Source organism: Haemophilus paracuniculus (assembly GCF_002015115.1).
In the GTDB taxonomy this organism is placed as follows: Bacteria; Pseudomonadota; Gammaproteobacteria; order Enterobacterales; family Pasteurellaceae; genus Haemophilus_E; species Haemophilus_E paracuniculus.
Map to the genome: position 1 here is coordinate 19151 of NZ_MUYA01000007.1, position 19428 is coordinate 38578.

Genomic DNA, 19428 nt, shown 5'->3' on the forward strand with positions numbered 1-19428 from the left:
TGAAAATTTTTCTAAAATAATTGAAAACTTTTCACTTTACAGCCTAAAAATTTTGTGGGAAATTTCATTATCATTTTTTTAACAAAAGGAAAGTAAAATGGAAAATCTCTTTACCGCAAACAGCATCATTGCTGAATATTTTTATCTCGGATTGGCTCTTCTCGTGATCGCCTCTTTCGTGGCGGGTTACATTGATTCTATCGCAGGTGGGGCAGGGCTGATTTTGATCCCTTCTTTTTTAGCAGTCGGTTTACCGCCACAACTTGCCTTGGGGCAGGAAAAATTGGTGAGTACGATTGGCACTATTGCGGCGATCAAAAACTTTATGAAAAGTAGCTCGATTATTTGGGCGATTGTGCCAGTGGGGATTGCGTCCGCTCTGCTCGGGGCTTACATTGGGGCGGAAGTGATTTTGATGTTGCCAACCCACGTGATCAATTATGTGATTTTCGCTTTCCTACCGCTTGGTTTGTCGGCAACCTTATTCAAAGGCAAATTGATGAAACAGCAAGATGAAGCGGTTGAAATCAAAAAATCCGCAGTGGCAGTCTTTTTCACTTGCTTGATTGTCGGCTTTTACGATGGCTTTTTCGGACCAGGGACAGGCAGTATTTTCATCATCGCCCTGTTTTTAATCAATAAATTAAGCCTACTGCAAGCCTCTGCCACCTCAAAAATCTTCAATTTTGCCTCAAATATCGGTGCGTTCGTTTCCTTTATGCTCGCAGGGCAAATGGCGTTTGTAATTGGGATTCCAATGATTATCGCCAGCTTGCTCGGCAACCACATCGGCAGCCAACACGCCATTAACAGCAACGGCGAAGTGATTAAAAAAGTGTTAGTGATTACGGTGGTGTTGTTAATGCTTACCGTGGGCTACAAAGCGATTTTCGCTTAATCAACATAAGGGCAAAAAAGCCCTTATTTTTTACTTGCATATCAGTGAATTTTGTACTACTTTAATAGTACATTTTTAGAGAGGAACAGCACAATGAAAACCGCATTAGTAACAGGGGCAACCGCAGGATTTGGGTTAGCCATTTGCAAATTATTGATTAAATCAGGTTACAAAGTGATCGGCACGGGCAGACGAGCCGAGCGTTTAGCGGCGTTAAAAACTGAACTCGGCGACAATTTCCTACCGCTTGTTTTTGATGTGAGCGATGAAAAAGCCACCGAAACCGCCCTCAACAACCGCCCAGCAGGTTGGCAAGCGGTCGATTTGTTGGTAAATAATGCAGGGCTTGCCTTGGGCTTAGAGCCAGCCCACCAAGCCAATTTGCAGGATTGGTATCAGATGATCGACACCAACATCAAAGGCTTAGTAACCGTTACTCGTTTGATTTTGCCTGAAATGGTGGCTCGCAACGAGGGGCATATCATCAACCTAGGTTCAATCGCAGGCAACTATCCCTACCCTGGTGGCAACGTTTACGGCGGCACCAAGGCTTTCGTGAAACAATTCAGCCTTAACCTGCGTGCCGATTTAGCAGGCACGGCGGTGCGAGTGAGCAACGTTGAACCAGGTTTATGTGGTGGCACGGAATTTTCTAACGTCCGCTTCAAAGGCGATGACGCCAAAGCCGCCAAAGTTTACGAAAACGTGCAATATGTTACCCCAGAAGACATCGCCAACATCGTGCTATGGCTCAACCAACAGCCACCGCACGTAAATATCAACCGTATTGAAGTAATGCCAACCGCTCAGAGTTTTTCACCGTTGGCGGTAAATCGGGGATAACAAACAAAAAGGACGCCAGCGTGGCGTCCCTACGTAGGGACACGATGCTCGTGTCCCTCAAACAAGCGGTAAGATTTACCCAAATTCATATCATAAGAAAAATTTAAATAAAGGAAATTCAATTATGTCAGCCACACTTCTTAACCCTTACTTCGGGGAATTTGGGGGTATGTATGTTCCCGAAATTCTCGTGCCTGTTTTGAAAGAGCTGGAACAGGCGTTTGTGGGCGCTCGTCAAGATCCGCAATTCCAAGCGGAATTTGCCGATTTGCTGAAAAATTACGCAGGTCGCCCAACGGCTTTGACCCTCTGCCAAAATCTGACCAAAGGGACGAAAACCAAGCTCTACCTCAAACGTGAAGATCTGTTGCACGGTGGGGCGCATAAAACCAACCAAGTGCTAGGGCAGGTGTTGCTCGCCAAGCGAATGGGCAAAACTCGCATTATTGCCGAAACAGGGGCTGGGCAGCACGGTGTAGCAACGGCGTTAGCCTGTGCGATGTTGGGGATTCCGTGCCGCATTTATATGGGAGCGAAAGATGTGGAACGCCAGTCGCCGAATGTGTTCCGAATGAAGCTAATGGGGGCGGAAGTTGTGCCAGTTGAGAAAGGTTCTTGCTCACTGAAAGATGCCTGTTGCGAGGCGATGCGTGATTGGGCGGCGAATTACGAAACCACCCACTATCTGATCGGCACGGCGGCAGGGCCGCACCCTGTGCCGACCATTGTGCGAGAATTCCAAAAAATGATCGGCGAGGAAACCAAACGCCAAGTGCAAGAGCGTGAGGGGCGTTTGCCCGATGCGGTGATCGCCTGCGTAGGCGGTGGCTCGAATGCGATTGGAATGTTTGCCGATTTTATTGAGGAAAAATCTGTCCGCTTGATCGGGGTTGAGCCAGCAGGCAAGGGGATTGAAACGGGCGAACACGGTGCGCCACTCAAACACGGCACAACGGGGATCTACTTCGGAATGAAATCGCCGATTATGCAAACCGCAGACGGTCAAATTGAGGAATCCTACTCAATTTCCGCAGGGTTGGATTTCCCGTCAGTCGGGCCGCAACACGCTCATCTCAATGCGATTGGTCGGGCGGAATATGTCTCGATTACCGACCAAGAGGCGTTGGACGCTTTCCAAGCCCTCGCACGCAATGAGGGGATCATTCCTGCGTTAGAATCTTCGCACGCCCTTGCCTATGCGTTGAAATTGATCGCCCAAAATCCAGACAAAGAGCAGTTGCTGGTGGTAAACCTCTCGGGGCGTGGCGATAAAGATATTTTTACTGTCGATAAAATTTTAAATGGGGGTGCATAATGAGCCGTTTTGACCGTCTTTTCCAACAATTAAAAGCCCAAAATCAAGGGGCGTTCGTGCCGTTTGTAACCCTGTGCGATCCCGATTTTGATCGTTCCTTTGAAATCATCGAAACCTTGATCGCCAACGGGGCGGACGCTTTGGAACTCGGCTTTCCGTTTTCCGATCCTTTGTTAGACGGCGAAGTGATCCAAGCCGCTAACAAACGTGCGTTAGACGCAGGTTACAGCACTGCCGCCTGTTTTGAGCTAATCGCCAAAGTGCGAGCCAAATATCCAGAAATCCCAATCGGCTTGTTGCTCTGTGCCAACCTCGTATTTGTGCCGAGCCAAACTCAATTTTTCGAGCGTTGTAAGCAGGTTGGTGTGGACGCAGTATTGATTGCCGATTTGCCAGTGTTGGCGGCGGAAGAATTTATCCACGATGCTAAACAGCAGGGCATTCAGCCTGTGTTTATTTGTCCGCCGAATGCGGATCAAGCCACCATTGAGCGGATCGCCGAATTGACCGAGGGCTACACTTACCTCGTTTCTCGTTCGGGGGTAACTAGTGCCGAAAATCAGCAAAATGCGAAAAACCTTGATAATTTGGTGGAACGCCTGAAACAAGCCAATGCCGCCCCAATTTTGCAAGGGTTCGGCATCGCCCAACCGCAACAAGTGAAAGATGCTCTCAAACTCGGGGCGGACGGGGCGATTTCAGGCTCGGCAATCGTCAAAATCATCGAACGCAATTTGGACAACCAAGCCAAATTGGTGCAAGATCTGGGCGATTTTGTGCGAGCGATGAAAAATGCCACCGTGTTATAATTCCTCTCGTCAAAATAAATTGAGTTAGGAACTATTATGCCATTGTTAGATATTCGCCATTTAAGCATTGAAATTGATTCGCCCGAGGGGCGGATCAAAATGGTGGACAATATCAATTTAACCCTTGATGAGGGGGAAATTTGTGGGCTAGTGGGCGAGTCGGGGTCGGGCAAGAGCTTGATCGCCAAAGTGATTTGCGGGGTGCTGAAAGACGAATGGATCGTTACCGCCGACCGCTTTCGCTTTAACGATGTGGAACTGCTGAAACTTTCCCCCTATCAACGGCGAAAAGTAGTGGGGGATCAGATCGCAATGATCTTCCAAGAAGCCTTGGCGAGCCTAAACCCAAGCCAAACCATCGGCAAACAGCTCACGCAAGCGATCCGTTTTAAGGGAAAATGGTGGCAATGGTTCGGCTGGAAGAAAAAACGGGCGATTGAGCTGCTGCACCGCGTGGGGATTCGCGACCACCAAGACATTATGCAAAGCTACCCGAGCGATATTACCGAGGGCGAAGCCCAAAAAGTGATGATCGCAATGGCGGTGGCGAATCAGCCTCGCTTGCTGGTGGCGGACGAGCCGACCAACACAATGGAAGCCACCACCCAACTGCAAATTTACCGTTTGCTATCCAGTATGAATAAAAACCTCGGCACGTCCATTTTGCTGGTCAGCAACGATATGCGAAGTATTGAGGCGTGGGTGGATTCCTACAACGTGCTTTATTGCGGTCAAACGGTGGAAATCGCCGATAAATCGACCATTCTTGAAAAACCGTTCCACCCTTACACTTCGGTGCTATTGCATAGCGTGCCAGATTTCTCGCAGCCGATTGCGTTCAAAAGCCCGCTCAACACCTTAAAAGGCACTGTGCCGATGTTGAAAGATATGCCCATCGGCTGTCGGCTAGGTCCACGTTGCCCTTTCGCTCAAAAAAAATGCGTGCAAAAACCCCCGTTACGCAAATTCAAACAGCGAGAATTTGCTTGCCATTTTCCGATCAATTTTCGCGAGCAAAATTTCCTCAAAAAGAATGAATTTGAACCTGTGGTGGTAGGCGAAAGCCACGAATAAATAAGCGGTCAGATCCTGAAAAATTTCACGATCTGACCGCTTGTCTTAGTGAGGGAATTATTTCACCCACTGCACGATTTCGTCCATCGCTTTACGGCTTTTTCGCTTAATCTCTTTGGCTCGGTAGCCGAATGTAACCATACAAGACACACCGTAATCGTTCGGATCGACCAAGCCTTCTTCAACTAAAATCTGATTTACCGCATCGTAGCTAAAACCCTCAATCTGGCAAGAATCGATCCCAATCAACGCCGCCCCGCTCATCATATTGCCGAGGGCGATGTAAGTTTGCTTGCACGCCCAATCGAAAAGGGTGCGTTCATTGTCGGCGATGTGAGCATCTTCCGTTTGGAACGATTTATATTTCGCCATTCCCTGAGCGATCTGTTCCTCACTCAACCCACGGCGTTCCAATACCTTGCGGAAATAATCGGAATCGTAGCGAGCGTTTTTCTTCGCTAAAATCACCACCAAATGACTGCAATCGTCCACCTGTGTCGCCATTCCCCAACTCACGGGCTTTAATTTTTGGCGAAGTTCAGGATTTTGCACAATCAAGAATTTCCACGGTTCAGACCCCACCGAACTCGGCGACAACCGTGCCAATTCCAAAATATAAGCAAAATCTTCCTCGCTAATTTTCTTGGCAGGATCATAAGCTCGACAAGCCGAACGAAACTGAAACGCATCAAGCACCTGTTGTTTTTGAATGTTAAACATCGTCTTTCCTCAAAGGTTAAAAAATTGGGGGAATTATACGAAATCTTTGGGGATTTTGCTCGCTTATATTAAGAGCAAAAACTTTAAAATTTCGTGAAATCCCACCGCTTGCCAGCTTTATTTAGCGAAACAAAAGAAAAGTAACACACGATCCTGTATAATCCCCCCACTTCTGACTAGCAAATAAGAGAATTAAAATGGCAACCATTGCGAAAAATCCCCTTGTGTTGGTGGACGGGTCGTCCTACCTTTACCGTGCGTTTCACGCCTTTCCGCCACTGACGAACTCGCAGGGCAAGCCGACAGGGGCAATGTATGGGGTGTTGAATATGCTGAAAAGTCTGATCGCACAAGTTGAGCCGAGCCATATTGCTGTGGTGTTTGATGCGAAAGGCAAGACTTTTCGTGATAAACTTTATGAACAGTATAAATCCCACCGTCCGCCGATGCCCGATGAGTTGCGTTCGCAAATTCAGCCGTTGCATACCATTATCCGCGCCTTGGGGATTCCGCTGTTGTCCGTTGAGGGTGTTGAGGCGGACGATGTGATCGGCACGCTGGCGGTGCAGGCGGCGAACGCCGGCAAAGATGTGCTGATCAGCACGGGCGATAAGGATATGGCACAATTAGTGAACGATCATATTATGTTGATCAACACGATGAATAATACGCTACTCGACCGTGAGGGTGTAATTGAGAAATATGGGATTCCGCCCGAATTTATCATTGATTACCTCGCCTTGCAGGGCGACAGTTCCGATAATATCCCTGGGGTGAAAGGGGTGGGTGAGAAAACGGCGTTGGCGTTGTTGCAGGGCATCGGCGGATTGCAGGCGATTTTCGCTAACCTCGACAAAGTGGCGGAACTCGGTTTCCGTGGGGCAAAAACTTTCGCCCCGAAATTAGAGGCGGGCAGAGCCGATGCGGAACTTTCCTATACCCTCGCCACCATTAAAACGGACGTTGCCCTTGATGTTCGCCACGATCAACTTTTAACCGAACCGCAACAACGTGAGCAGTTGATTGAGCTGTTTGAGCGTTATGAATTCAAGCGTTGGCTGAACGAGGTGCGAGACAACGCTAACCCTGTTACTCAAACCGCTGCCGAAAAAGTGCCGAATAATTATCAAGCCACGCAAGCGGTCGGATCTTCGCCAATTTCTGCAAAAATTCAGATTGATCGCACCGCTTACCAAACCGTCGATAGCCCGAAATTATTGGGCGAATGGTTGGAAAAATTGCAACAGGCGAAGCAAGTGGCGATGGATACGGAAACCGACAGCCTCGATCCGATGTTGGCGAATCTTGTTGGCATTTCTTTCGCCCTTGAAAATGGCGAGGCGTGCTACATTCCGTTGGGGCATACTCAACGCAAAGATGAACCGATGCAGTTTGATTTGTTGGCGGACGATCAAGAGGCGACCGTGAGCAAGGAACTTGTGCCAAACCAGCTTGATTTAGCTGACACCCTCGCCAAATTGAAGCCGATTTTAACTAATCCGCAGATCGCCAAAATTGGGCAGAATCTCAAATATGATCTGACGATTTTTGCCAACCACGGCATTGAGGTGCAAGGGGTGGCGTTTGATACGATGTTGCAATCTTACGTCCTCGACAGCACGGGACGGCACAATATGGACGCCCTCGCCGAACGTTATTTAGGACATCAAACCATTGCGTTTGAAGATTTGGCAGGCAAGGGTAAAAATCAGCTCACCTTCGATCAAATTGCGATCCCGCAAGCGACCGAATACGCCGCCGAAGATGCCGACATCACAATGAAATTGCACCAAACTTTGTGGGCGAATTTGCAAGCCGAGCCGAGCCTCGTCAAATTATTCAACGAAATTGAAATGCCGTTGGTGGGCGTGCTTTCTCGGATTGAACGCAACGGGGTGCGGATTGACGCAAAAAAATTGGCGGAACAATCCGCTGAAATTGCCACACGTTTGATTGAGCTGGAACAGCAAGTACATCAAGCGGCGGGCGAAGTGTTTAACCTCGCTTCCACCAAACAACTGCAAGAGATTTTATTCCAAAAATTGGGCTTGCCTGTGTTGAAGAAAACCCCGAAAGGGGCGGCTTCCACCAACGAGGAAGTGTTGGAAGAGCTGGCTCAAATGGGGCATCTCGTGCCGAAATTGCTGATCGAACATCGTGGATTGAGCAAACTCAAATCGACCTACACCGACAAACTACCACAGATGATTAACCCAAAAACAGGGCGGGTGCATACCTCTTATCATCAAGCGGTAACGGCAACGGGGCGGCTTTCTTCAAGCGATCCGAACCTGCAAAATATTCCGATCCGCAACGAAGAGGGCAGACGGATTCGCCAAGCCTTTATTCCGCGAGATGGCTACAAAATTGTGGCGGCGGACTATTCGCAAATCGAGCTTCGCATAATGGCACATCTCGCCAACGATGAGGGAATGATCAAGGCATTCGCCGAGGGGAAGGATATTCACCGTTCCACCGCGGCGGAAATTTTTGGCGTGCCGTTGGCGGATGTAACCAGCGAACAACGCCGTAGTGCCAAAGCGATCAACTTCGGGCTGATTTACGGAATGTCGGCGTTTGGCTTGGCAAATCAACTCGGGATTAGCCGCAGCGAAGCCCAAACCTATATGGATCGCTACTTCCAACGCTACCCGAACGTGCAGCAATTTATGTTGGACATTCGCGAAAAAGCGGCGGAATTGGGCTATGTAGAAACCCTGTTCGGTCGCCGTTTGTATCTGCCCGATATTCGTTCCAGTAACCAAATGCGGAAAAAAGCTGCCGAACGTGTAGCGATCAACGCCCCAATGCAAGGCACGGCTGCCGATATTATCAAGGTGGCAATGATCGGGATTGACCAACAGATCGCTGATCAAACGGATATTCAAATGATTATGCAGGTACACGATGAATTGGTGTTTGAAGTGAAAGCGGACAAAATCGACCATTATTCTGCCCTGATTAAAGCCGAAATGGAAAAAGCCATTGCCCTCAAAGTGCCACTGATCGCCGAAGTGGGCGTGGGTGAGAATTGGGATGAGGCACACTAATCCCAAAGGGGGAACAATGTCTGATCTTATTATTTACAACACCGAAGACGGCAAAAGTAAAGTCTCACTTTTTGTGCAAGAAAACGAAGTGTGGCTAAGCCAAAATCAACTGGCTGAACTTTTTGATACCTCTGTACGAAATGTATCCGAACATATCAAAAATATCTTGCAAGACAATGAGTTAGATGAAAATTCAGTTATGAAAGATTTTTTCATAACTGCCTCTGACGGAAAAAATTATCGTGTCAAACACTATGCGTTGGCGATGATTTTAGCCGTGGGATTTCGTGTCCGTAGCCCTCGTGGTGTGCAGTTTCGGCGGTGGGCGAATACCAGCTTACGCACCTATTTGGAAAAAGGCTTTTTAATGGACGATGAACGGCTGAAAAATCCAAATGGGCGAGTCGATCATTTTGATGAATTACTAGAACGCATTCGAGATATTCGAGCCAGCGAAATGCGGTTTTATCAGAAAGTGCGTGAGTTGTTTAAGTTGTCAAGCGATTACGATAAGACCGACAAAGCCACCGAAATGTTTTTCGCCGAGGCTCAAAATAAGCTGATTTATGCGGTTACGCAGCAGACTGCCGCTGAGTTAATTTGCAGTCGAGCAAATGCCGATTTGCCGAATATGGGCTTGACCAGTTGGCAGGGCGAACGTGTGTTGAAAGCGGACATTATTGTTTCAAAAAATTATCTGAATGAAGATGAAATTGACACCCTCAACCGTCTCACGGTGATCTTTTTGGAAAGTGCCGAGTTAAGGGCGAAAAATCGTCAAGATTTGACGTTACGTTTTTGGCAACACCGCATTGATAGTATTATTGAAGACAATGGCTTTAAAGTGTTGTCAGACAAAGGTTCAACCAGTCGTAAACAGATGGAAATCTTTGTTGATCAGCAATATGCGATCTTCAAACAAAAAAGACGAGAAAAACTTGCCTTACAAGCCGAACAGGACGATCTTGATACCCTTGAAAACTTGGGTAAAAAAGTGAAATCAGCACGCTAAATATGCTATGCAAGCGGGTAGATGATTGAAAATTTTCAGCAATCTACCCGCTTGTTTTTTAAGTGAAGTGGGATTATTTGGTCGGGGCGGTAAGAAGTTTGCCTTTGCCGAACGGTGGAGTAATCGCCCAGAGGAATGGCAGTTCTAAAACTTGCCCTTTTAGCGATTTTCCGCAGGGTTCGGTGCTGTAAGTGCGGTAATTACGGCTTACCACACATTCGCCTTGCAGATTTTTCATTGCCACCGCACCGCTTTCGGTGGGAATTAGCACGAAAATGCTGTTTTTGGAATCTTGGCAGATTGTTGTGCCTCTGGGGTTGAAGCACAAATTCGGCTTTTCCACCACCCGAAACTGTACAAAAATGCCGTTATCTCGTACATCTGCAAAAGATTGTTGCACATCGGGATTCAGCATTTCCCAGTTGATATTACGGGGATCGCTAATGCTATATTCATTATTTCGCACAGGTTCGCCCGTCTGCATACTGCGTAAGCTGACTATCGCAGGGGGAATCGAAACCACATCGGGGTAAGACGTTGGTGGTTCTGACGAAAGGGTGGACGATAGGGGGGCGATAATTAAGCTCAAAAATAATGCGATTTTCTTCATTGTTTATCCTCTACTATTCACGATTTGACACAAAACTCACGGGGTAGTGATCGGAAGCGATTTGTGAACGAAATCGGTTAAACATAATGCTTGCTGAAAGCCCCACTTGTTGTGGTTGCCCCATTGGAATGGTGGCATTATGGGCGATAGCGTAGTCCAAAATGTTGCCCGAGCGATGGGTAGGCTCGGTCGGGGCGATAATGATCGTGTTGTTATCGACACTCGGTTCGCCTCGTAGAGCGGCTTGCAAGTTGGTTGGCGAGCGGTTGAAATCACCTACGAGCATCCAACTGATATGGCGGCGTTCTTCCACCGCAAAAAAGTTATTCACATTTTGCACCAGACGAACCGCGTCCGCCCCGCCTGATGAAAGAGCGTGAGCCGAGAAAAAGGCATCGTTGCCGATTTGAATCCCAATCGCAGGGCGAGCTTGCAACACGGGAACGCCCGAAGTGATCACGTGCACATCGGTGGCACGTTGGCGAGAGACAATCGCTAAATTCACCCGATTCGCCCCCACATCAATCCGTGAATAGTAGATAAAAAACAGATTCGGGCGAGATGCCGTGCCAATGTTCCAAGTATATTCCTCAATCGGGATCCCCACCTGTTCGGGTTGCACCACCCGCCCCGTTCGTACGGCGGTCGAGGGCAATGTGCCAGCCTCTTGCACCATTAAAATATCCGCCGCATCACTGCCTGTGAGCAGTTGGCGGACATTGATATTCCATTTACTTTCGTTGGTTGCCGAAGAGCCTTGCAAATTCCAAGTGGCGATGTTGTATTGTTCTAAATTGGCATAGGCAAAGCTATTCAATAAACAAAGGAATAGGATGATGATTTTTTTCATTTTCTTTCCTCGCTAGTTTAGGGTTTCTGCACGCAGTAACGGCGGGGCGAGATACCAGTTCTGATCTTGATTTCCGCCTAATTGATCGTTGCATTGTTGCAGGGTAAGGGAAAAATAGCCCGTGGTGCTAACCACATCGGTGGTTAAGCAACGGTTTTGAGCCACACTTTTCACGAACACTGACCCCGTATCCGTTGGCAAAATCTCAAACTGCTGGGCGAGGTTATTTCGGTCGCAAGCATTGTGAATAATGCCGTTGCCGTAAGCCTCGATGCACGAGTTAAGTTGTTGATTTACAAAGCGGAAAAACGACTGCCCAATTCGTTCCATTCGCCAGTTACGAATTGCCCCGAAAGAGTGAGATTCAAAAATCGGATAGCCCCACAGCCAGTTGCGTTGAGCTAACGCCCAAACGGTAACCACTGATCCGTTTTGAGCCATTAAGGTCATAAAATTTGCCACATCATCAGCAGGTGTGGGTAAATTTTTCGGCAAAACGGAAAGCCCTAACAGCGGCGGGCGAGTGGCGATAGCCAGTTTCAAATCCGCAGGTTCGCCTTGTGGGGCGGTAGGATTTTGCGTTCTTGGAAATTGTTCAAGCCCAATAATTGGGGTAGGAAGCCCGTCATCGGGTGGATTCCATTCAAGGCTTTCTGAATCATTTTCTTGTTCGCATAAACATTCTTTTAAAGGCGAACAAGCGACCAAACTTAGGGCAAGCAAGGCGGATAGCCATAATTTTAAGTTCATTTATTGTCCTTTAAAGTGTAAAAGAAAAAATTATAACCACATAAAACCACAATGGAAAAGTGGGTATCGCAAAGGTAAGACCATTTATAAAAAATGGAAATCTAACCCCTTGCAAGGGGGACGATTTTTAAAAATTTTATTGTTCATTTGTGATAAGGGCGGATATAAAATCCGCCCCTACGAACGATGATTTTTCTTGAACACATTCCCCCGTCATTTTGCGTTGAGCGGTTTCGTTAATTTCAAGCGAAAGGACGCCAGTGTGGCGTCCCTACGGTAGGGACGCGAGGCTCGCGTCCCAAAACAAGCGGTAGGATTTATGAAAATTTCTATCTTTCCATTAGACCAACCCCTTGAAAATCGTTAGAATACCGCCCCAGCATAAACCACTAAAAAGGCATAAAAATGGAAAATAAAAAACTACCCAAAGCCCTTGATGCGATTGACTTAAAAATTCTCAACGAATTACAGCGTAACGGAAAAATTTCCAATATTGAGCTTTCTAAGAGAGTGGGGCTGTCGCCAACCCCTTGTTTAGAGCGGGTGAAACGGCTGGAAAAGCAAAACGTGATTATGGGCTATCGGGCGTTGCTCAACCCAGAATTGTTAGAATCGCCGTTGTTGGTGATTGTGGAAATTACCCTCGTGCGGGGCAGACCCGATGTGTTTGAGGAATTTAACCGAGCGGTTCAGCAACTTGATGAAATTCAAGAGTGCCATTTGGTGTCGGGGGATTTTGACTATCTGCTCAAAACCCGTGTGGCGGATATGGCGGCTTACCGTAAACTGCTCGGCACAACCTTGTTGCGGTTACCTGGGGTGAACGACACCCGCACCTATGTGGTAATGGAAGAAGTGAAACAAACCAACTATTTATTGTTGAAATAAGGAAAGCGTGTGAAATTTTTGAAAGGGCGTAGCAAAGTTTTGAGCCTGTTTTTGTTCCTCATCAGCCTAATGGGGGGCTATTTGATCATTGCGTGGGCGAGTTATAGCGAGTTGGATAATGCGTGGTCGGTGGCAAGTAATGTAAGCCAAACGGTGTTTAACCGCACGGGATCGCTCGGGGCGTGGTGGATCGATCTTTTCTACGCCTTATTCGGGCGAGTGGCGTTTTTGCTACCCTTGCTGATCTGCTTTGTGCCGCTCTATTTTTTGATTTTTAACCCACCGTTTGCATTGAGTTGGCGAAATCTGGCGACCCGCTTGGCAAGCCTTTCAATGTTGGTGGTTGGGCTGGCGGGGATTGCCGATGCCCTGTTCCCGAATACGGCAATCTACCGAGCAGGCGGGGCGATTGGTGGAATGTTGCTCAATGGCTTTTCTTTTTTAGGAACGATTGGCGGATTGCTGATCGCCCTTTTGCTGGCGGTGGCAGGGTTCTATTTTAGTTCGGGTCAGACCCTAATTAAATTAGCAAGCCAATTTATGCGTTGGCTGACTGATCCAAGGGAAGATCTTGCCCCAAAATCCGCTGAAAATCCGCAAAATGAAAGGGAACAAGCGGTCAGTTCTACGCAAATTTCTTCGCCAATTTTAGCTGAGAACCCACCCCTTGCGAATGAGGGGAAATTTCAAGCCCCACCTTTGGATCAAGCGATGACGGATACGAGCATTTTCCCTCGTCCACGCATCAGCGGATTGCGTCCTTCGCCTACGCCAGAAACCACAGCGGAAACGGTCGAGCCGACCGAACCCGTTCCGCCAGCGGTGCAGAATAAAACCAATCCGCCGACTTTTAACGTGCCAACCTTTCAGCCTGAACATTTAACCAATGTGTCGCAATTTCGTGTGGAAAACCCAACGCCATTGCCGACTGTCAATGTTCCGCCTATCGAACCCCTTGCAGTGGCAACACCGATCGAACCAGAAGCGGAAAAACCTTTTGTTAGCACGGCACAACCAGAGCCGACCTTGCCAACCATTCGCCTCAAACCTCGTGGGGACGATCCGTTAGCGAGTGAATTGGGGATTGAACCTCGTTCTTCTGTGGCAATGGCAACGGAAACAGTGGCGGAACAGCCGTTCCAAATCAATCTACCTGCGGAAGAACCGAGAACATCTAGCCCGATTGTCGAAACGCCAGCCCCAACGGTTGCCGTTCCCCCATTAAAGGTGGAATTACCGACCATTCAGCCCGTAGCGGAAGTTGCGACAGCGGTGGAAACGACAAAAGTAGCAGAAACTGCAACTGCCCCAAGGGTTCAACCAGAAGTCGCCCCAAAAGTGAATTTAACCGCAAGTCAGCCTACTGAACCCGTGCAAAAACCTGCACCGCACTATCCGAACGGTGGCTATGGCGACAGTTTTATCCACCCACTATTACAGGGAAAAACGACGGTGGAAAAACCAACCACCCCATTGCCAACCCTTGATTTGTTGGATAGCGTTCCGCCGCAAACCCAGCAGGTTACGGAAGCAGAAATTTTGGAAACGTCCAGACGAATTGAAGACGCCTTGTCGAATTTCGGGATCAAAGCCACGGTGGAAGACGTGTTGATCGGGCCTGTGGTTACCCGTTATGAAATCAAGCCTGCCGCTGGGGTCAAAGCCTCAAAAATTATGGGCTTGGCGGGGGATCTTGCCCGTGAATTGGTATTCAAGGCGATCCGCATTACCGAAGTCGTACCAGGTAAGCCGTTTATGGGGATTGAAACCCCGAATAAACAGCGTGAAACCGTGTGGCTGCGTGATGTGATCGACAGCGATGCGTTCCGCAACAGCAAAGCGATTTTGCCAATGGCGTTAGGCAAGGATATTAGTGGCGAGCCGATTGTGGTGGATATGGCGAAAATGCCTCACTTGCTGGTGGCAGGGCAGACGGGGGGAGGTAAATCCGTTGGGGTCAATACAATGATTTTGAGCCTACTATTTAAACTTTCGCCAGAACAAGTTCGCTTTATTATGATCGACCCGAAAGTGGTGGAACTCTCGATTTATAATGATATTCCGCACCTTTTGACCCCAGTGGTAACCGATATGAAAAAAGCGGAAAACGCCCTGCGTTGGGCGGTGGACGAAATGGAACGCCGTTATCAACTGGTAAGCCATTTGAAAGTCCGCAACATTGAGGGCTATAACGAAAAAATCGACCAAGCAGCGGAAATGAATTTGCCGATCCCTGATCCAACGTGGCGACCAGGGGATTCAATGGACAAAATGCCACCGCCGCTAGAAAAATTGAGCTACATTGTACTGATTGTCGATGAATTTGCCGATTTGATGATGTCGGCGGGCAAACAGGTGGAAGCCCATATTATGCGAATCGCCCAAAAAGCCCGAGCGGTGGGGATTCACCTAATCCTCGCCACCCAACGCCCTTCTACGGACGTGATCACAGGCGTAATCAAAGCGAACATTCCAAGCCGTATTGCGTTCACGGTGGCGAGCCAAATTGACTCTCGCACCATTTTGGATTCAGGCGGTGCGGAAGCCCTACTCGGACGCGGCGATATGCTCTATTCCGAATCGGGCAGCCCTGACATTATCCGCGTTCACGGTGCGTTTATGAAAGATGATGAAGTGCAACGAATCGCCGACAACTGGCGAGCAAGGGGCAAACCAAACTACCTTGACGGCATTTTAGACTCGCCAGATGATGAAATGGACGATGATGCTCGCCCAAATGTCGGTGGCGACCTCGATCCGCTGTTTGATGAAATCACCGCTTTCGTGGTGGAATCAAACGTAACCTCAATCAGCGGTATTCAACGCCGATTCCAACTTGGCTTCAACCGAGCCGCCCGAATCATCGACCAGCTCGAAGCCCAAGGCATCATATCCCCGCCCGACAGCCGTAATAAACGGGAAGTGTTAGCGAGATAATCCCATAAAAAATAGGACGCATAAAGCGTCCTATTTTCTTTACAAGCGGTTAGATTTTCAAAATTTTTGGGGATCTTACCGCTTGTTCAAAATCATAAACCGACACCGATAAGGATTTTGTTCATCAATTTCCGACCATTGCTCGCTTTCAATTCGCCACGCGGATTCGTCAAATTCAAAAAAAGTGTCGCCGTTCAGTTCTGCTTGGATTTCGGTGAGGTAGAGTTTATCCGCAATGGGCAGGGCTTGTTTGAACAACTCGCCGCCGCCGATAATCATTATTTCGGGGCTATCGGTTAAATTTTTGGCTAATCCCACCGCTTGTTCAAGGCTTTGGGCGGCGTAAGCCCCCTCAATCTGAAAATCGTTACGAGAGAGAATAATATTCGGGCGTTTTGGCAGTAGGCGACCAATGGATTCATAGGTTTTCCGCCCCATAATCACGGGTTTGCCGAGGGTATTTTGGCGAAACCACGCGAGATCCACGGGCAAATGCCACGGCATTTGGTTTTTGTGTCCGATCACGTGATTGAGAGTGCGGGCGACAATTAAACTAAGTTGCATAATTTGGATATTTAGTGAAATTTGGGCGTGATTTTAACAGATAAAAATGCTAATTTTGGCGAAATTTTTGTGAAAGGAAAAAATGATGTCAAAGACCATTGTGATTAAATTCGGCACAAGTACGCTGACGCAAGGCACAAAAAGCCTTAGTCGCCCTGCGATGTTGGAACTTGTTAAACAAATCGCCCAACTTCATCAACAGCAATACCGTGTGATTGTGGTAACCTCGGGGGCGGTTGCTGCGGGGCGTGATTATTTGGGGCATCGGGAATTGCCGCCGACCATTGCCTCGAAACAGCTTTTAGCCGCGGTGGGGCAGAGCCAGTTGATTCAGGTGTGGGAAAGTCTGTTCGGCATTTATGGGATTCATATCGGGCAGATGTTGCTGACCCGTGCGGATCTGGAAGATCGTGAGCGTTTTTTGAATGCGAGGGATACCCTCAACGCCTTGCTGGATCAGCATATTATCCCCGTGATCAACGAAAATGATGCGGTGGCAACCGCTGAAATCAAGGTGGGCGATAACGATAATTTATCGGCGTTGGTCGCCATTCTCGCCCAAGCGGAACAGCTCTATTTATTGACCGATCAAGAGGGTTTGTTTGATAGCGATCCGAGATCGAACCCGAATGCAAAACGGTTAGCTGTGGTGGAAAAAATCACCCCAGAAATCCGCCAAATTGCAGGTGGGGCTGTGTCGGGCTTAGGTACGGGCGGAATGTTTACCAAAATTACCGCCGCCGAAATCGCCACCCGCTCGGGGGTGGAAACCTTGATTGCCGCGGGATCTCGCTCGAATGTGTTGTTGGAACTCGCCGCAGGGCAGGAAATTGGCACTCGCTTCCTCGTACAAGCGGATAGATTAGAGGGCAGAAAACAGTGGCTTTTCGCCGCCCCACAAGCGGGGTCGGTGGTGGTCGATCAAGGGGCAGAGCAGGCATTATTACAACACAAATCGCTGCTACCCGTTGGGGTACAAAATGTCGAGGGGGAATTTACCCGCGGCGAAGTGATCAAAATTTTCAACCAAAACGGCAAAGCGATTGCGTTAGGAATCGCCCGTTACAGCAGCGAAGCGTTACGCAAAATCAAAGGCAAAAAATCCCAAGAAATCGAAACCTTGCTCGGCTATGAATTTGGATCGGTTGCGGTGCATAGTGATGAAATGGTGGTTTATTGATAGCAAAGTAAGTTTTGATTTTAAACAATTTCGCAGAAACCGACCGCTTGCCAGTTGGTCTGCGTTGTTATCCAACGGATAATCTGCTACCCTTACACGATTTTTTTCACTATTCAAACGAGCATAAAATGACTGAACAAACCTTTATTTTAGGGAAAGATGCAGCCCTTGAAGATAGCATTGCCTCTTTCCAGCAAAAACTGAAAAATCTCGGCTTTAACATTGAAGAAGCCTCGTGGCTCAACCCTGTGCCGAATGTGTGGTCGGTGCATATTCGTGATGCGGATTGTCCGCAATGTTTCTCAAACGGCAAAGGGGCGAGCAAAAAAGCGGCGTTGGCATCGGCGTTGGGCGAGTATTTTGAGCGTCTTTCCACCAACTATTTCTGGGCGGATTTCTACCTCGGCAAAGAGATTGCTGAGGGCGAGTTCGTTCACTATCCAACCGAAAAATGGTTTGCGATTGAAGATGAGGAAACCTTGCCTGAGGGGATTTTAGATCCGTTTTTGCGTAGCTATTTCGATCCAAACGGCGAGCTAACCCCAGATTTATTGATCGATCTGCAATCGGGTAACCCTGAGCGTGGCATTGTGGCGTTGCCATATATCCGCCAGCACGATCAGCAAACGGTTTACATTCCGCAAAGCATTGTGGCGAACTTGTTTGTGTCGAACGGAATGTCGGCGGGAAACACCAAAAATGAGGCTCGCGTACAAGGTTTATCGGAAGTGTTTGAGCGTTTTGTGAAAAATCGGATTATCACGGAAGCGATTAGCCTGCCAGAAATTCCGCAAAGCGTGATTGACGGCTACCCAACCATCAAAGCCTCAATCGAAAAATTAGAGCAAGAGGGCTTCCCGATCCTCTGTTACGATGCCTCACTCGGTGGCGAATTTCCTGTGATTTGCGTGATTTTGCTCAACCCAAGCAACGGCACTTGTTTCGCCTCATTCGGCGCTCACCCGAATTTCCAAGTGGCGTTTGAGCGTACCGTAACCGAATTGTTGCAAGGGCGTAGCCTTAAAGATTTAGACGTGTTCGCCCCACCGTCTTTCAACAATGATGATGTGGCGGAAGATGCGAATATGGAAACCCATTTCATTGATTCAAGCGGTCTGATTTCGTGGGATCTTTTCAAGCGTGATGCCGATTATCCATTCGTGCATTGGGATTTTTCTGGCACGACCGAGCAAGAATTTACTAACCTAATGGCGATTTTCAACAAGCACGAACAGCCTGTTTACATTATGGATTACGAGCATTTGGGCGTGTATGCCTGCCGAATCCTCGCCCCGAGTATGTCGAACATCTATCCGTCCGATGATCTGATTTACGCCAACAACAATATGGGAATGGATTGGCGTGAGATTTTGCTCGACCTACCGCATTTCCACCACGATCAAGAAACTTATCAAGAATTGCTTGATGAGTTGGACGAGCAGGGCATTGACGACTTAACCCGTGTGCGTGAATTTATCGGCGTGGTGGCGGAAAAAGGCTCGGCATTGCAAACCTTGCGGATCGGCGAACTCAAATCAATGTTGCACCTTGCCCTCGGCAATTTGGAAGAAGCGTTAGATTGGGCAAACTGGACAGCAAATATGAACGCCAGCGTGTTCACCCCAGAACGCAACAACTACTACCGTTGCTTAATCCAAACCATTGAATTGTTCCTCGATGAAAATCGCGAACCAGCACAATATCGAATGGTGTTCGACAAAATGTACGGCTCACAAGCGGTCGATTTCGCGTGGAAAGCCGTGCAGGGCGGCAACCCGTTCCACGGCTTAACCGCCTCGGACGAAACCCTCGAAAATATGCAGGCTCACCAAAAACTGCTCAACGCCTACCGCAAATTACAAAAAGCGAAAAAAGCGTTTTACTAAAAATCCGCCCCTCAAAAAGAGGGGCGTTTTTTACAAGGGGTT

At 48.2% G+C, this 19428-nt stretch carries 16 protein-coding genes; 11 read left to right on the top strand and 5 right to left on the bottom strand.

Features of this window, described 5'->3' with window-relative positions; translation table 11 throughout:
• Window positions 1-97: 97 nt before the first annotated feature.
• From B0187_RS05115 to B0187_RS05135, 5 genes are all read left to right on the top strand, one after another.
• On the top strand, window positions 98-898 hold the full coding sequence (locus B0187_RS05115) for a sulfite exporter TauE/SafE family protein (RefSeq protein ID WP_078236788.1): 801 nt from the start codon (window positions 98-100) through the stop codon (window positions 896-898).
• Window positions 899-991: 93 nt separating this feature from the next.
• Entirely contained in the window at window positions 992-1741 is a 750-nt protein-coding gene (locus tag B0187_RS05120) for an SDR family oxidoreductase (protein WP_078236789.1), read from the top strand.
• Window positions 1742-1865: 124 nt separating this feature from the next.
• Window positions 1866-3056, top strand: a complete 1191-nt coding sequence (trpB, locus tag B0187_RS05125) for a tryptophan synthase subunit beta (RefSeq protein WP_078236790.1) — start codon at window positions 1866-1868, stop codon at window positions 3054-3056.
• Window positions 3056-3865, top strand: a complete 810-nt coding sequence (gene trpA, locus B0187_RS05130) for a tryptophan synthase subunit alpha (protein WP_078236791.1) — start codon at window positions 3056-3058, stop codon at window positions 3863-3865. The genes trpB and trpA overlap by 1 nt, the downstream gene beginning before the upstream one ends.
• A 36-nt stretch (window positions 3866-3901) precedes the next feature.
• A complete protein-coding gene (locus B0187_RS05135) occupies window positions 3902-4939 on the top strand; it encodes a peptide ABC transporter ATP-binding protein (RefSeq protein WP_078236792.1) in 1038 nt (345 codons plus the stop codon).
• 57 nt (window positions 4940-4996) lie between these two features.
• Here B0187_RS05135 and B0187_RS05140 read toward each other — a convergent pair whose 3' ends face one another.
• Entirely contained in the window at window positions 4997-5659 is a 663-nt protein-coding gene (locus B0187_RS05140; protein WP_078236793.1) for an NAD(P)H-dependent oxidoreductase, read from the bottom strand.
• 197 nt (window positions 5660-5856) lie between these two features.
• Between B0187_RS05140 and polA the strand changes: the two genes are divergently transcribed.
• Together polA and B0187_RS05150 are read left to right on the top strand one after the other, a co-directional pair.
• Window positions 5857-8709: a DNA polymerase I gene (gene polA, locus B0187_RS05145; protein WP_078236794.1), complete on the top strand. Its 2853-nt coding sequence runs from the start codon at window positions 5857-5859 to the stop codon at window positions 8707-8709.
• A gap of 16 nt (window positions 8710-8725) precedes the next feature.
• Window positions 8726-9721 carry a virulence RhuM family protein gene (locus tag B0187_RS05150; RefSeq protein WP_078236795.1) on the top strand — a complete coding sequence of 332 codons (996 nt, stop codon included), beginning with the start codon at window positions 8726-8728 and terminating at the stop codon, window positions 9719-9721.
• Window positions 9722-9794: 73 nt separating this feature from the next.
• Here B0187_RS05150 and B0187_RS05155 read toward each other — a convergent pair whose 3' ends face one another.
• From B0187_RS05155 to B0187_RS05165, 3 genes are read right to left on the bottom strand one after another with little or no spacing between them, the layout of a single operon-like run.
• A complete protein-coding gene (locus tag B0187_RS05155) occupies window positions 9795-10331 on the bottom strand; it encodes an RICIN domain-containing protein (RefSeq protein WP_078236796.1) in 537 nt (178 codons plus the stop codon).
• 13 nt (window positions 10332-10344) lie between these two features.
• Window positions 10345-11181, bottom strand: coding sequence for a cytolethal distending toxin subunit B family protein (locus B0187_RS05160; protein WP_078236797.1), 837 nt, complete (start codon window positions 11179-11181; stop codon window positions 10345-10347).
• A gap of 12 nt (window positions 11182-11193) precedes the next feature.
• Window positions 11194-11931, bottom strand: a complete 738-nt coding sequence (locus B0187_RS05165; RefSeq protein ID WP_245797008.1) for an RICIN domain-containing protein — start codon at window positions 11929-11931, stop codon at window positions 11194-11196.
• Between the two features lie 405 nt (window positions 11932-12336).
• On the opposite strand from B0187_RS05165, the gene lrp reads away from it, so the two are divergent.
• Window positions 12337-12819 (top strand): leucine-responsive transcriptional regulator Lrp, encoded by a 483-nt coding sequence (gene lrp / locus B0187_RS05170; RefSeq protein ID WP_078236798.1) that lies wholly within the window; start codon window positions 12337-12339, stop codon window positions 12817-12819.
• A 9-nt stretch (window positions 12820-12828) separates the two neighbouring features.
• Window positions 12829-15756, top strand: a complete 2928-nt coding sequence (locus B0187_RS05175; RefSeq protein WP_078236799.1) for a DNA translocase FtsK — start codon at window positions 12829-12831, stop codon at window positions 15754-15756.
• 75 nt (window positions 15757-15831) lie between these two features.
• Here the strand turns inward: B0187_RS05175 and B0187_RS05180 are convergent, their stop codons facing one another.
• Window positions 15832-16320, bottom strand: coding sequence for a dihydrofolate reductase (locus B0187_RS05180; protein WP_078236800.1), 489 nt, complete (start codon window positions 16318-16320; stop codon window positions 15832-15834).
• A gap of 85 nt (window positions 16321-16405) precedes the next feature.
• On the opposite strand from B0187_RS05180, the gene proB reads away from it, so the two are divergent.
• Together proB and ycaO are read left to right on the top strand one after the other, a co-directional pair.
• Window positions 16406-17500 carry a glutamate 5-kinase gene (proB, locus tag B0187_RS05185; RefSeq protein WP_078236801.1) on the top strand — a complete coding sequence of 365 codons (1095 nt, stop codon included), beginning with the start codon at window positions 16406-16408 and terminating at the stop codon, window positions 17498-17500.
• A 128-nt stretch (window positions 17501-17628) separates the two neighbouring features.
• On the top strand, window positions 17629-19386 hold the full coding sequence (ycaO, locus tag B0187_RS05190; protein WP_078236999.1) for a 30S ribosomal protein S12 methylthiotransferase accessory factor YcaO: 1758 nt from the start codon (window positions 17629-17631) through the stop codon (window positions 19384-19386).
• Window positions 19387-19428: the final 42 nt, after the last annotated feature.

Bases quoted from the DNA above. Each gene is read 5' to 3' on its own strand.
- trpB (WP_078236790.1), top strand. From the start codon at position 1,866: ATGTCAGCCACACTTCTTAACCCTTACTTCGGGGAATTTGGGGGTATG.
- B0187_RS05120 (WP_078236789.1), top strand. From the start codon at position 992: ATGAAAACCGCATTAGTAACAGGGGCAACCGCAGGATTTGGGTTAGCC.
- ycaO (WP_078236999.1), top strand. From the start codon at position 17,629: ATGACTGAACAAACCTTTATTTTAGGGAAAGATGCAGCCCTTGAAGAT.
- B0187_RS05160 (WP_078236797.1), bottom strand. From the start codon at position 11,181: ATGAAAAAAATCATCATCCTATTCCTTTGTTTATTGAATAGCTTTGCC.
- B0187_RS05150 (WP_078236795.1), top strand. From the start codon at position 8,726: ATGTCTGATCTTATTATTTACAACACCGAAGACGGCAAAAGTAAAGTC.
- trpA (WP_078236791.1), top strand. From the start codon at position 3,056: ATGAGCCGTTTTGACCGTCTTTTCCAACAATTAAAAGCCCAAAATCAA.
- B0187_RS05180 (WP_078236800.1), bottom strand. From the start codon at position 16,320: ATGCAACTTAGTTTAATTGTCGCCCGCACTCTCAATCACGTGATCGGA.
- B0187_RS05140 (WP_078236793.1), bottom strand. From the start codon at position 5,659: ATGTTTAACATTCAAAAACAACAGGTGCTTGATGCGTTTCAGTTTCGT.
- lrp (WP_078236798.1), top strand. From the start codon at position 12,337: ATGGAAAATAAAAAACTACCCAAAGCCCTTGATGCGATTGACTTAAAA.
- polA (WP_078236794.1), top strand. From the start codon at position 5,857: ATGGCAACCATTGCGAAAAATCCCCTTGTGTTGGTGGACGGGTCGTCC.
- B0187_RS05165 (WP_245797008.1), bottom strand. From the start codon at position 11,931: ATGAACTTAAAATTATGGCTATCCGCCTTGCTTGCCCTAAGTTTGGTC.
- B0187_RS05155 (WP_078236796.1), bottom strand. From the start codon at position 10,331: ATGAAGAAAATCGCATTATTTTTGAGCTTAATTATCGCCCCCCTATCG.
- B0187_RS05135 (WP_078236792.1), top strand. From the start codon at position 3,902: ATGCCATTGTTAGATATTCGCCATTTAAGCATTGAAATTGATTCGCCC.
- B0187_RS05115 (WP_078236788.1), top strand. From the start codon at position 98: ATGGAAAATCTCTTTACCGCAAACAGCATCATTGCTGAATATTTTTAT.
- proB (WP_078236801.1), top strand. From the start codon at position 16,406: ATGTCAAAGACCATTGTGATTAAATTCGGCACAAGTACGCTGACGCAA.